At 68.0% G+C, this 12,863-nt stretch carries 11 protein-coding genes, 1 pseudogene and 1 CRISPR repeat array; of the genes and pseudogenes, 7 read left to right on the top strand and 5 right to left on the bottom strand.

All coding sequences use genetic code 11. The features are described from left to right. Positions 1–344 precede the first annotated feature (344 nt). On the bottom strand, positions 345–530 hold the full coding sequence (locus ACIO9J_RS44040) for a hypothetical protein (RefSeq protein ID WP_402011787.1): 186 nt from the start codon (positions 528–530) through the stop codon (positions 345–347). Positions 531–1,276: 746 nt separating this feature from the next. Beyond that, positions 1,277–1,471 carry a hypothetical protein gene (locus ACIO9J_RS44035; protein WP_402011784.1) on the bottom strand — a complete coding sequence of 65 codons (195 nt, stop codon included), beginning with the start codon at positions 1,469–1,471 and terminating at the stop codon, positions 1,277–1,279. Positions 1,472–2,812: 1,341 nt separating this feature from the next. Between ACIO9J_RS44035 and ACIO9J_RS44030 the strand changes: the two genes are divergently transcribed. Next, entirely contained in the window at positions 2,813–3,373 is a 561-nt protein-coding gene (locus ACIO9J_RS44030; protein ID WP_402011781.1) for a hypothetical protein, read from the top strand. Positions 3,374–3,511: 138 nt separating this feature from the next. Next, a complete protein-coding gene (locus ACIO9J_RS44025; protein ID WP_402011779.1) occupies positions 3,512–3,907 on the top strand; it encodes a hypothetical protein in 396 nt (131 codons plus the stop codon). Between the two features lie 36 nt (positions 3,908–3,943). Here the strand turns inward: ACIO9J_RS44025 and ACIO9J_RS44020 are convergent. Both ACIO9J_RS44020 and ACIO9J_RS44015 read right to left on the bottom strand, forming a co-directional pair. Further along, a pseudogene (locus tag ACIO9J_RS44020) lies at positions 3,944–4,965 on the bottom strand (ISKra4 family transposase); the annotation flags it as partial. A gap of 480 nt (positions 4,966–5,445) precedes the next feature. Beyond that, entirely contained in the window at positions 5,446–5,811 is a 366-nt protein-coding gene (locus ACIO9J_RS44015; protein ID WP_402011776.1) for a hypothetical protein, read from the bottom strand. Positions 5,812–5,815: 4 nt separating this feature from the next. Here ACIO9J_RS44015 and ACIO9J_RS44010 point away from each other — a divergent pair, with 4 nt between their 5' ends. Both ACIO9J_RS44010 and ACIO9J_RS44005 read left to right on the top strand, forming a co-directional pair. Then, entirely contained in the window at positions 5,816–5,977 is a 162-nt protein-coding gene (locus ACIO9J_RS44010) for a hypothetical protein (protein WP_402011773.1), read from the top strand. Positions 5,978–6,239: 262 nt separating this feature from the next. Beyond that, positions 6,240–6,511: direct repeats of the CRISPR family, unit length 26 nt; unit sequence GTGCTCTCCGCGCGAGCGGAGGTGAG. A gap of 436 nt (positions 6,512–6,947) precedes the next feature. Next, positions 6,948–8,132: an MBL fold metallo-hydrolase gene (locus ACIO9J_RS44005; protein WP_402011790.1), complete on the top strand. Its 1,185-nt coding sequence runs from the start codon at positions 6,948–6,950 to the stop codon at positions 8,130–8,132. Positions 8,133–8,662: 530 nt separating this feature from the next. Here the strand turns inward: ACIO9J_RS44005 and ACIO9J_RS44000 are convergent. Beyond that, positions 8,663–9,646: a helix-turn-helix domain-containing protein gene (locus tag ACIO9J_RS44000; protein ID WP_402011770.1), complete on the bottom strand. Its 984-nt coding sequence runs from the start codon at positions 9,644–9,646 to the stop codon at positions 8,663–8,665. 211 nt (positions 9,647–9,857) lie between these two features. On the opposite strand from ACIO9J_RS44000, the gene ACIO9J_RS43995 reads away from it, so the two are divergent. From ACIO9J_RS43995 to ACIO9J_RS43985, 3 genes are all read left to right on the top strand, one after another. Then, positions 9,858–10,616: a helix-turn-helix domain-containing protein gene (locus ACIO9J_RS43995; protein WP_402011767.1), complete on the top strand. Its 759-nt coding sequence runs from the start codon at positions 9,858–9,860 to the stop codon at positions 10,614–10,616. A gap of 52 nt (positions 10,617–10,668) precedes the next feature. Further along, positions 10,669–11,373 (top strand): 3-oxoacyl-ACP reductase FabG, encoded by a 705-nt coding sequence (gene fabG, locus ACIO9J_RS43990; RefSeq protein WP_402011764.1) that lies wholly within the window; start codon positions 10,669–10,671, stop codon positions 11,371–11,373. Positions 11,374–11,575: 202 nt separating this feature from the next. Then, positions 11,576–12,829 carry an HTH domain-containing protein gene (locus ACIO9J_RS43985; protein ID WP_402011761.1) on the top strand — a complete coding sequence of 418 codons (1,254 nt, stop codon included), beginning with the start codon at positions 11,576–11,578 and terminating at the stop codon, positions 12,827–12,829. The last annotated feature ends 34 nt before the right edge of the window (positions 12,830–12,863 follow it).

The following is a 12,863-nucleotide window of genomic DNA, read 5'->3' as shown; positions in this document are numbered from 1 at the left end:
ACGGCGTTCACCAGGCCATGCTCGGCATCGCCCGGCTACACAACCTGGCCCTCACCCGATAACTCACGCCCCATACGGGACAACCTCTAGCCGACACCGTCAACCCGTTCCCCGCCAGCGGTGCGCAGTCGACCAGAACCGTGGCCTCGGGCTGTGATGCACTGCTGGTGGTGAATGCACCAGTCCAGCCGTGCCCCAACGGCGTCGTGTAGACGCTTGCAGCTGCTCCCTCGTGCTCATATCCGATCCGGGGAGAGACGGTGATGTGGATGATGTCATCCCCCGCGCCCTCGGCCCACATCTGGCACCACCGCGATTGGTACCCCTGCCAGTCATCGGTGCATTCACGCACGGTCAGTCCGCCCCCCGGTGCCGTAATAGGCCTGCGCTTCCCTGATGTCCAGCGCACCGCCCCACCGCTCTCCCAACTGGTCCGCGTCACGGAACCAGCCCAGCCCCCACGACAGCCCTCCCACAGCCAGCACCAGGGCAGCCACCTCGGCCAGCGCCGCCCGCCTTCGCCTTGTCATGACCCCTCCTTCATCGATGATCAGAAGGACGCTACTGAGCTTGTGCGTGTGAGATATCGATTCAGCGGAGGCGGTCGAGGATGCTCTTCGTGGCTCCGTCGAAGCCGTCGTCTCCGCGCAAGCGAGTCAATACCCGTGCGATCCGCTCGGGCGTTGCCGCGCTGTACTCGTGCATCGAGATTCGTGACCGCGCGGGTAGCCAAGCAGCATGTTGAGTACGTTGGTGCTCTCCGCGCGAGCGGAGGTGAGTCGGCCCGGTTGCTGTCCACGATCGCCTTGTTGTCTATCTCTCCGTGCGAGCGGCGGTGAGGCGGCGGCGTTCGACCAAACGATGCTGTGCTCGTCACCAAGCGGCTCAAACCCACTCGGGGTATCTATGTCCTGGCCACAGCGTTCACCGGCATGAACTCGGGTGAGGACTGGACTCGTGATAATTCCTCTCGTAGTGGCCCCAGCCACCCCATGAGTGGACACCGACACTCAGCGGCAGACAACGGAAACGTCTGGCGGAGCAATGCGCCCTCACCCATCGCGCACCTCCCCGCGGGTCTGGACGCGCGCGGCTTGCAGCTCGACGCTCTCCCCCGGCTGGGGACAGTGACACGGCCACTCGCCCTCGGCCCCGATGCGGAGATGGGTGCCATCCGGCGTGAACGCGGAGGTCGGCCAGCAGTCAGGCGGCCCGCCCGACCCCACCAACTACGCCTCCCGCGCCCGACGTTCCTCAGCGCACTCGGTCTGCGCGGTCACCGGTCGTCCCCACTCAGAACGGCACTGCTAGCGACGACGAGCCCCTCGAACGTCGACGGCTCACACAGATCGCCCTCGAACCCGGGAAGCACCGCCCAGTACGTGCCGGGCCGTCGGGTGCTGGTGAGTTCGGGTACGCCGAGGTGGGTGTCGGCGCCGAGTCGCGGAGCGATGTCCTGGATCCGCCACATGTGGCGGATCGACCACGTCAGGGAATGCGGTGTTGCACGGCCCCTGCGGATCAGAGATCAGATACCCTCCACCGAATTCAAGTCTGTTACGCACGGCGGCAGTTGGAAGGGGCTGCAGCACACTCCCACCACAGAACCCCCGCACACCCATCCGACGCGTAGAGTCGCTCCACATGCCCCCTAACCTCGTACACCTCCGCCTACAGCCTCAACGGCCGAACACAGGCAGTAAAGAAACTGCAAAGGCCCTCTAACGCCCCAGTTCAGGAAGGGCGCTCTCCGCGCGAGCGGAGGTAAGGCGCGGCAGTGTCTGCTGTAGTACTGGGACAGGACGCGCTCTACGGTATTTTTCGTGAGCCCAGCAGCAGGTAAGGGGAGGGCAGGGCAGGCCTTCGATGTGCGTTCCATAGACGACGAGAAGCGCGCCACCGTCCAACTGCGGCCCGCCGCGTGGCAAGGCTCGCGTCGGGTATTGCTGCTGCCGCTACACCGTCGGCAGGGGCGGCACTTCGACCTGGACTAGCTCGTGAGCGTCAGCACGCTGATGCCCATCCGATGCGTGTCGCACGAGAGTGCGTGGGGCGTCTCACCAGGGCGGAGGCCGGTGCAGGGCAGTTTTTGGCTCCAGGGCCGACAACTGTGGGATTGACTCACGCGGCTCCCATTGATCCTCGCTGTTTGGACAGAGATGTGGAACAGCCTCAGTTTTGAGGCTCGGCTGTACAGCCCCAGAAGATCAGCCTGATAGTCATCTCGGTGGAGCGTCGCCATCCGCAGGGCGACTCCTCTTCGCCGAGCGTCCTGGAATCCTTCCGCAAGGCCGCTGCCCGGTCGCGCCGGTCGCTGAGCCTGCTGTGGGCGGGGGCAGTTCAGCCTCGTGAGGAGGGTGCGGCCCCTGTCCGGTGCGCCCCGGGTCCACACTCGTCATTGGCTCGTGCGGGCAAGGCAGAACGCTTGCGCGCGCCTCTTGGTGGTGGTGATGCCAGGGAGAGGGTTGGGTGCCGCCCGCCATGTCGGCTCGAGAGTGGGCGGCACCAGGCCGAACAGTGGGATGGCCGGGGGCGGCCGTTCGGCACCTGCCCACGCACACCCGTTGGAGGGTTCGGCGGGCGGGTAGGGACAGCAAAAGCCGGTCATGGGTTACCGCGCAAGGCTTCAGCGCACGCTGACCCGCGCGGTTTCACTGTGTGGAACGAGGGCGGTGGCCGTTCGGCTCAGCGAAACCCGTCGACCGCACGTACCGCGCTACGGTCATCACGATGCCAGCCCACGGACTGCGGTATGGCACGAAGGGACGCTTAAGTGCATCTTGATCAGCAAGGCTTGGAGGGGTGGTCGCCCATGCATGACGTCTGGCGGACGGTCGTCGAGGGAGTTACCGGGTCGATGGCCTACATAGCCGACCGGAACTGGAACCTCGTGGCGTGCAACGCGGAGTTCGAAGAGCTTTTCACCGGCGGCCAGGCACCCGCCAACATCATGCGGTGGATGCTTCTGGATGAACAGGCACGCCAGCAGACGCTGATGAACTGGTCCGAGTACTGGGCTCCGGCGGCCTGTCCAGCGCTCCGGCAGGCTGTCGCGGAGCATCCGGCCGACCCTGAGCTCATCACCTTGGCGACCGACGTCCGGCTCGATCCCGTCGTGGGGCCCATCTATCTGGCCACCGAAGCATCCCACGCCGTGCACCCCGATGGCGCCGTACGTCCGGTGCGGCACCCCGTGAAGGGACCGGGCTGGCTGATGACCTCCGCCGCCAATCCCCTCACTCAAATCGATGCCAGGGTAGTCATTTTGCAGTTCAAGCCGGGCTCGGCCCGACCGCACCAGCCCTCGCCGCTGAGTACGGAATCCAGCCTGTGGCGCGCCCAGGCTTCACTGCGGACCGCTGAGAACCCGTGAACCGCCATGGACCGTAGCCGTAGCCGGTATCCGCTCTCTCGTCTCGATTGGGTGTAGCTCTTCCTGAGTGAAGATCTGGACCTGCTCTGTGGCGCTGGTGTATCGAGTTGCCTGAGCGAGGTCATGGATGATCGAGAGATGTTCGTTCGTGTGGAAAAGGTGCAGCAGGTCTCGCTGCCGCGGGTGGTGGTACGAGTTCACTCACCGGTCGGGACCGCGGTGTCGCGCTGGCACGGTGATCTGGGACAGGCGGACGGCCAACATCATGTTGAGTGGACCGTGGACGAGGATCTCGACTGGGGGCAGAACATTCAGCTCTCTGCCCTTGCCCAAGCGTGGCTCGGGCAGGACGGCGCCCAGGTCATCCTGCGCGGCCGGATCGATATCTCCGAGCCTGATATTGCAGTCCTCGAAGTCGCGGGCTCACTGATCATGTTCGGCCTCGTCACACCGCTTCCGGAGGGCATCGCCGGCGCATGGGTGGAGATCCGCGTCGCAGCGGCCAGTGTTTCTCTTTATCCGTTTCGGCTCTGACATCACAAGATCTGTGGCCTGGTTCCGGCGTCTTGATCAAGCTGTGAGGCTGTAAGCGTCTTGGTCAGCTCCGGGATAGAGCCGCTGGTACTCGCGTCGGGCATGAAAGCGCCAGTAGGTATCGAGGTCGCCGTTGCTGATCATCGCGCGGAGTTTCAGGACAGCTTCCGCGCCGGTGAGGCCCCAGCGGGCGCCGGTGATGTCGAGGCGGTCGCCGATCAGGTGCCGGCAGGCACCCTCGAAGGCGCCGGTGGCGATCGGCCAGCCCGCCGCCAGGGCGATGTCGTAGCGGAGCTGGTCGAGATGGCCGGTCAAGTAGCGGCAGCAGGTCTCAACGGCCTCCCGTCGGCTGGCCTCCAGGCCGACCCGGTCGGCCTGGAGGATCATTTCCTTGGCGGCGCGGTCGGCTTGACCTGCGAGGATCGTGGTCAGACAGTCGGCGACCCAGACGTCGGCTTCGGTAGCGCCTGGCTTGTGGAAGGCATGCGCCGCAGCCCAGACATATTCAGTGACGTGCACGAAGTCGAGGAGCACGTTGATTGTGCGTCCCGGCGGTCGGCCTCGCGCTGGATCAGGTCGAGTTGGTGGCGGGCGCCGTCGACCGGGACGACCCAGCTGCGGTGGTGGCCGGGGTCGCGGGCCTCGGCCTGGGCAAACGCGTCGGCGATGACCTTCTCCGGCGGGTGGACCAGGGAAGCGGTGCACCACTTGCGTGTCGCGATCGGTCCCGGACGGGGCCGGCGCGTGGCCGTGCGGCCGCCGGGTGGGTGGATCACATCGTGCGGCCTTCTCGGGGCCGCGATGGTGCCGAAGACGCAGGCCACGGTGGCCATCCGCTTGCGGTGGGGCTTCTCGCCCGGCGCGAGCCGGCTGCGATGCCCGTCCGGGGCGGCCAGGCGGGCCCTTTGGGTGGCGGGTCGTAGAGCTTCCGGCCGCATCACCACCCCCCTTGCCGTCGGTCTCGATGACCAACAAGACGTCCCTGCTGGACGGGATCGGAACGCGCTGGGAGTAGAAGTCGTCGCGTCACCGGACGCGAGGGTCACAAGCTGTTCCAGGCTTCACCGCCCACGCCCGGCTCAGCCCGGGCACCCGAGCGACAGCGGCCTTGAGGTTGTCGTAGCGCACCGTGCTCCGCCGGACAGCACCCCGCGTCCGCAGCGCGCGGATAGAGCCTTCGGAAGAAGGCTTCCTGGCCGCAGGAGGCGAACACCCTTCTCTGCACCTACCGGAGACACCGGGTGAAGCCTGGGCCCAGGCCTGGCCCGTGGACAGTCAACGGCAACGAGCAGTCAGCAACCAGGCGAGATCGATCACCGATCGCACCCCAGATCCAGCAGACGACGGTGTCTCCGGTCGACGCCAGGGCCGTGGCGAGGGAGCCCAGCCCGATCGTTCCCAGCACTACTCCGGCGCTGCGCTTCGATGCGAGTGATGCGCTCAGTGGCCCCGGTTCGGCCAGCCGGTCGGCCAGATAGGCATCGAACGCCTCCGCGACCTGGTCGTCGATCTCGTCCCGCGTCCGGGCGTCCAACGAGTCAGCCATGGACGGCCGCCCGCTGCGCTGTGGCTGCCCGAGCAGACACCGCCACCGGCGGCCGCAGCGCGACAACAGCGCACAGCGCCGCCAGAGGCAGTTCCAGCACGCAGGCCAGTACCAGCGAGAAGACGACGTCGCGCCCAGCCGTCATGACGTCGAACCAGGCGTCGACCAGTAGCAACACAGCCGTCGCGATCGACACCAGCGGTGCCCGGTAGTCACTGCGCCGTACGAGTACCGCCGACGTCAGCAGACCGGCGATCTCCAGCATGTCGAACCCGACCCAGGCGACCCGCCAATGCTGTGCCGGATAGGAGTCCGGCACTGTCATCCAGAGCATCGCGAGCCATGGCACCAACGCCATGCGGATGACGAAGGAACAGGTCGCCTCGTTCGTCGAGGAGTACCAGACGCTGGTACGCAAATACGTGACCGAGCCCGGCGACCACCCGCCTGACTCACGACACATGGCCGTACGCCTGGTGGTACTGCCCGACGAAGGCCCCCGGCCCACCCTGCCGACAGAGTAGGACGACGATCAGCGCCGCATCAGGCAACAGCGTCCTGCCATCGAGGTCAGCCAAGGGCAATGACGCCCTCCGCCTCACAGATGGTCAGCAGACGGTGCTGAGGCTGCAGCCCAGCCCCATCGCAGAACCCCCTCGCGGGCCACCTGCCCCGTAGAATTGCTCCGCATGGCGCCCAACCACGCGGAGCTCCGCTTACAGCCTCAACAGGCAAACACAGACAGTAAGGAAACTGCAAAGGGCCTCTAACGTCGCAGTTCAGAAAGGGTGCTCTCCGCGCGAGCGGAGGTGAGCCGGATGCCGCGCTTCGCCGTGCGCATCCATCCGAGTGCTCTCCGCGCGAGCGGAGGTGAGCCGTCGCGGATCCGACCCTTGAGGGTGATCACGGCGTGCTCTCCGCGCGAGCGGAGGTGAGCCGCCCTGGCGAAGATCCGCGCCGACATCGCGCGGGTGCTCTCCGCGCGAGCGGAGGTGAGTCGGCGGCACGATCCTCGGCACGCTGGTTCGGCTCGTGCTCTCCGCGCGAGCGGAGGTGGCTCGTCTCCAGAGGAAGAGGGTCTCGTGTCCTCTGTGTGAGCGAAGGTCAGTCGCGGCAGTGACTCCTGTAGCTCTCGGGCAGGACGCGCTCTACGGTCCGGCTCGTCAGCCCAGGAAGAGTTGAGGGGCGGTGAGGCCTTCTATGTGTGTTGCGTAGACGAAGAGGCGAGTGTCGCTGTTAAGACGCCGTGGGCAAAGCTCGCAGCGGGGCGTGCTGCCGCTCCAGCGTCGGGCGAGGACCGTGCTCGGTCTGGACAAGGTCCTGAGCGTCAAGACGCCGATAGCGATCCGACGCGTTTCGGCAGACGATGCACGCGCCCGCGCGTCAGGGCGGGCGCGCCGGTACACAACAGTCCGCAGTTCCAGGGCCGACAAGTACGGGATCGGCCCACTCGGCTCCACGCACCCTCATCTGCGAAGGCGCTCCTTGCTCAGAATGGGGCCGTGTCCAGTCGAGTTCGCGATGCTTGCCATGGCCGAGTCGCGTCGCGTTCCATTCCTGTCGGCAGCCGCTGGGCAGGGTGTTAGCACAGCACCTGGCCGTTGGCTGTCATTGTGTCATCGCGCGCTGGCCTCAACGGATTTGGGGATCGGCCGTACCGCCTCGGCAGGTCAGTGTGCTCTGTGCCATAGCGCTTCTGGTGCCCAGTTCGGACACAATGCGCCCATGAATCTCCCTACACAGCTCAGTCCTGTGCCTGACGCAGACGGTCTCTACCTGTGGGCTCCCGAGGGCACGGGCCTTTGGGGGTATGCGAACTGCTTGTGGATCATCTCGGGTTCCGACGCGGCGGTCATCGACACCCCGTATGACGGGCCGTTGACCGAGGCGATGATCGCCGCGGCCCGGCCCTGGCTCGGCGACCGCACGGTACGCACGGTGGTCAACACCCATGCGAACGGCGACCACACCTTCGGCAATCACCTGTTCCCCGGGGCAGAGGTCATCGCCACCAGCGCGGGTCAGCGCCATCAGCACCACGAGCCCACCCCGCAGGAAATGCACGCGCTGGTGAACGACTCGCCAGACCACCTGCCGCTCGGCCGCTACCTGCGACGTCACTTCGGCGCCTTCGACTTCACATCGGCCCAAGTGGGTGTGCCCACCCTGACGTTCTCGGGGCGGCACACGTTTGCCGTGGGCGAGCATGAGGTGGAGCTGTATGAGGTGGGGCCCGCGCACCATGTCGGCGATCTCGTGGCCCGTATCGGGGACGTCGTGTGCACCGGCGACATCTTCTTCCACGGAGATCACCCGCCGCACTGGGCGGGGCCGTTGCAGAACGTCATCGACGCCTGTGAGCTCGTCCTCGGCTTCAATCCGCGGGTCATCATCCCCGGGCACGGACGGCCCACTGACCAGGCCGGGCTCGAGGAACACCTGGTCTATCTCCGCACCGTGCAGCGGGAGGTGCACCGCTGCTACGAGGCCGGGCTTTCGGCGGAGAAGGCGATGGACGAGTTGTTCCAGGAGGGCTTCTACCCTGACCTGGGTCTGCCGGAGCGCCTGCTGATAGTGATCTCGGTGGAGTACGGGCATCTGCGGGGCGAAATCTCCCCGGCCTCCCCGCCGAGTGTCCTGGAGCCGTTCGGCAAGGCGGCGGCCTGGTCGTACCGGTAACCACGCCCGTCACGGACAGGACCGTGCGGCCGGAGCGCAAGGCGTTGTCGGTCGCGTGGCGTGCGGCTTGTTCAGCACCGCCGGTGTGGAATCCGGCGAGATGATCTCGCGCGAATCGCCAGCGATGGCGCTGCGGGGGAAGAGAGTTGAGTGCCGCCCGCCGTGTTGGCTTGAGAGTGGGCGGCACCGGGCCGAAGTGGGATGGCCGGGGGCGGCCGTTCGGCACCCGCCCACGCACACCCGTTGGTGGGTTCGGCGGGCAGGTAGGGACAGCAAACGGCTGATGCGGGCTGCCGCGCAACACTTCGGCGTGCGCTGCCCCGCTCGGTTCCGCTGACTGGAATGTCACCTGTGGCCGTTCGACTCAGTGAAAGCCGCGCACTGCCTGCGGTCAGGCCCGCTGGTGTGCCGCAGGGGGCGTGGGCGATTCAGCGGCTGTAGGGGGCAGTTCGGGGCGCGTTCGATGTCTGTCGGGCTGGGGCCCGCCGTACCGAGCCCCCTCATGCATTGGCTGGTGTGCTCGGGCAACGTCACGAGGCGTCGCCGGCGGGTGAGGGCGTCCGGGGGCGAGGAATGCTTCCTGGATCAGGATCCGTCCGGCGAGACCGTCCTGGGCCGCGCTGGTGGCGGGTGGTGGGGCCGGGCTCGAAGACCAGGAGGAAGAAGCGGGCGCCGGGCGAGCCCAGGGGCATGGCCGCGCACATGGTGACGTCGCCTTCCTGGGAGGGCGCGTGGCGTTCGCAGCAGCGGTCCGGTGGGTCCTGCGCGTCCGGCGGGCCGTACCAGGGGTAGCGCATGCGGCGTGTGTCGCCGTTCGGATGGACGTAGGCGACGTGGTTGGCCCGGTAGATGGGGCCGGACACCGGGTCTGCCGCGATCTCCTGGTCGAGTTGTTGGAGGTCGTCGTTGTCCGGATGCTGGGCGACGGCGTTGCGGAGTTGAGCGGTGAGCGGTACGGCCCAGTCGGATTCCCAGTGCACCAGGTGGTGTTCGCGGGCCTCTTCGTTGAGCAGCATGTAGCGCATGAGGTTGCCTTCCGGCAGCGCCGGCTCGGCGTCCGGGGCACGGGGGAACATCCTGATGAAGTCGTCGTTGTAGGCGACGACGTTCCAGGCGACATCGTTGACGTAGCAGGCCTGGCCCACGACGTGGCGGACGGCCACCTCCCAGGCGGCCGGGACCGAGGTTCCTGCCAGCGGGTCCTGCGCGTGGGGCGGCTCATAGCCGACGGCATAGACGTAGAGGGCTATGCGTTCGTGTTCCTCCAGCTGCAGAACGCGCGCGACGTCATCGAGGAACTCAACTGCGGGAGCGGCCTTTTCTCCTCGCTCGAAGTCCGCGTAGGTGCGTTCCGAGACGTAGAGGAGTTGGGCGACCTGGGCCTGGGACAGGCCTGGTGCACGGCGGCCGCGGCCGCGGCGCGGGGGCCAGCTCGGAAGGCCTGGCTGGCGGGCGGGGTCCAGTTGCTCCCTCTTCCACGTCAGGAGCTGGCGCAGCGCCACCTTATTGTCCATGTTCTACCCTTTCGCCACTGATCCCTTTCGCCGCGGACTCATATACCGGAAACGGAGTTTCCTGAAATTCGAGTACCGGAAACAACTGTTCCTGGTGGTGAGGGTGAGGCGGTGGACACAATGACGGTCCGGATCTGATCGCGTTGTGGGAGACGCACGGGTCTGATGGGTTGTCAACCGCGAGGGGGAGTTCGCGATGCATCGTGCTGCCGTGACGTCGCCGGAGCAGTCGGTCAGCGCCGTCGCGCGCACGCTCGCCGTACTGCGGGCGCTGCACCGGCTCGGGCCGGCGCCCCACCCGCTGGCCACCATCGCCGCCGAGGCGGAGCTGCCGTCGCCGACAACTCATCGTTACCTGCGGGCGCTGGTCGGCGAGGGCGCGGTGGAGCGGCAGGGCCCACACGGTCACTACGCCTTTGTAGAGAGACCGCATCTCGTGTCTGACTTCCCCCTAGGTATGGCCGGTCCGCCAACTGGCTTGAGTTCGACTACTGTTCGCACTGAACTGATCACCCTACAGTCACGGACCGGTCAGATCGCACTGGCGTACGCCGGCGTGCTGGTCGGCAGACCGATGAGAGTGTGCGCGGAGAAGGCCCTGGGGGCGCACGCGCAGCAGCTGTACACCGCTCCCTCCGCGTCGCTTCGGGCGCTGTGGAGCGCGCCGCTGGAGGCGGACGCGTCCGGCTGGGTCATCCTGGCCAGCCTGGGCGACACCGCCGCGGCGCGGCCGCCGTTCCACCGCATCCGCGAGGACGGCTACGCGCTGGGCCCCTCCCCCGTGCCGGACCGGGACATCATCGCGGCGCCGATCTGGCGGGGGTCAACGGTGGCGGGCGCCGTCAGTCTGCTGGCCGCGCGCCGCCAGGTACGCGGCGTCGCGGTCCGCGACCGATTCGTATCCGCCGTGATGGACACGGCCGGCGCCATCAGCCGGCAGATGACACGAGGGCAGGCCGCGGCCAGCTGACCCGCCTCGTGCACTCGCTCATGCAACTCCGTTTCTCGAGAAGGACTTTCCTGTGTCCCGTTCTGTTCTGATCACTGGCGGCAGCCGCGGCATCGGCCTCGCCACCGCGCGCGCCTTACAGGCGGCAGGCGACCGTGTCGCGGTGACCTACCGGACCGCCGAGCCTCCCTCCGATGTCCTCGCGATCCGCTGCGATGTCACCGACACGGCACAGGTCGATGCCGCGTTCAAGAAGGCTGAAGAGGCGCACGGACCCGTCGAGGTCCTGGTGTGCTGCGCGGGCATCACCAGGGATCAACTCCTCATCCGCATGGGCGAGGAGGACTTCACTTCCGTGCTCGACACCAACCTGACGGGGACCTTCCGTGCGGTCAAGCGGGCCAGCAAGGCCATGCTGCGCGCCAGGTCCGGCCGGGTCGTGCTGGTTTCCTCCGCCGTCGGTCTGCGGGGCGAGGCAGGCCAGGCCAACTACGCGGCTTCCAAGGCCGCTCTCATCGGTTTCGCCCGGTCCATGGCCCGCGAGCTGGGCTCGCGCAACATCACCTTCAATGTGGTCGCCCCCGGGCTCACGGACACCCAGATGGCCCACGACCTCTCCGAAGCGCAGCGCGAGCACCTCGTCAGCCAGATACCCCTGGGCCGGGTGGGGCTGCCGGAGGAGATCGCGGCGACCATCGCCTTCCTCGCCTCGCCGCAGGCCAGTTACATCACCGGCGCTCTCATCCCGGTCGACGGAGGCGTCGGTATGGGGCACTGACTGAGCCGACGCGTCGGCGCGCAAGTGTCGAGCTTGCGCGCCGCGCCGTTCTCCACCGTTCCCGAGTGTCGAGCTCAAGGAACGAAGTCCCGTCCTGAACCGGGAAATACCGCCTCGTCACAGGCGGCCTGCGTGTTCTGCACGAACCCGGCTCCGCTCAGTGCGGGGCCGCCGCACGCCCGGAAGGAGGCGTGCCTCCTCCATGATGCAGCATGCCCACGCCCTGGTCCACGGCTGTCCACCCGCCGTCCAGCCAGGCATCAGCCCTGTCTCCGCCCATCCCGGTGCCGTGCCCGCGCCGGCACCCCATGCGCGGCAGTGCGCACAGGAGGTGGCCACCACTGCCTCCCGGCGCCTGCGCCGCCACGACTTCCTGCGGGCCGTCGACTGGGCCATCTCCTGCGGGCAGTGGCCCCGCGCCAACCACACCACCCTCCGCATCGCACACGACCTCGCGCGCCGCATGAACGCCGAGGGCCATGTCGCCTACGGGCGGCTCTCCCTGGCCAAGCGGCTCAACGTCAGCCGGCGCACGGTCGACCGGCACGTCGCCCTGCTGCGACAGATCGGGCTGCTCGCCTGGGTCGTACACGGCTCGCGCAAGAACACCCGCCCTGGGCACTTACCGGGCTGGTCCGGCACCGCGACGATCTACGCGGCCACCGCGCCAGCCGCCTGGGACACCGCCATGGGACACCGGATCCGCGGCACCGGCTACGGCGCACGGCTGGTCGGCTTCACCCCGGCCGGGCGGCAGCGGGCCATCAACGACGCCCGCGACCGGACGCGCTCCCGGCGCGGACGGCCGTCGCTGCCGGCGGGCCGAAGCCCGCGGCACACCGCGGTGCGTGTCACCCCTTCCTGTGGACAGAACCCCCCACTGCCCACGGCCAAGGTAGTGAGAGGGAAAGGAAATACACCCCGGGAGCGGCAGAGCAGCGCAGCGACGTCAGCCGCCGTCGCCGTGGCCGCCTGGGTACGTCCCCGGGTGCCGTGGACCCAGACGGAGGGTCTGCGCAGACTCGCCTTCGCCTTGCGCCCCTTGATCGCGGCGGGCCTGTCACGCGAGGAGATCGCCGCCGAGCTCACCTCCTGGTGGCTGTCCTGGCGCCCCCGCAGCCCCGCGGCCTACCTGCTCGCGCGGTGGCGCACCGGCCTGCCAGAACACGCTCCGGGCCCCCAGACCGCCGCCGCTGAAAGCCCCGGCCGCGGACCCAACACGGCCTTCCTCGATGCCGTCGCCGGCCTGCGTGCCGAGCTGCCAGGAGCACGCGAGACCGCGGCCGGAGACGTGCCGCCACCCGCGTTCGCGATACGGGACCGCATCCAGGCCTCGCTGCGCGCGGCCGCGGCGGCCCGCCTGCACCGCGCCCCGGACACCTGTGCCTCCCTGGCCGACTGGGACGCGCTGTGCGACGAACGCGGGCGGCGGCTGTGGACCGGGCATGCCATGTGAACCACGGTTCCCGACCGGCCCCTGCTCTTTCCCG

It is taken from the genome of Streptomyces sp. NPDC087300 (assembly GCF_044744425.1).
In the GTDB taxonomy this organism is placed as follows: domain Bacteria; phylum Actinomycetota; class Actinomycetes; order Streptomycetales; family Streptomycetaceae; genus Streptomyces.
This window is presented reverse-complemented; position numbering and strand designations above follow the sequence as displayed.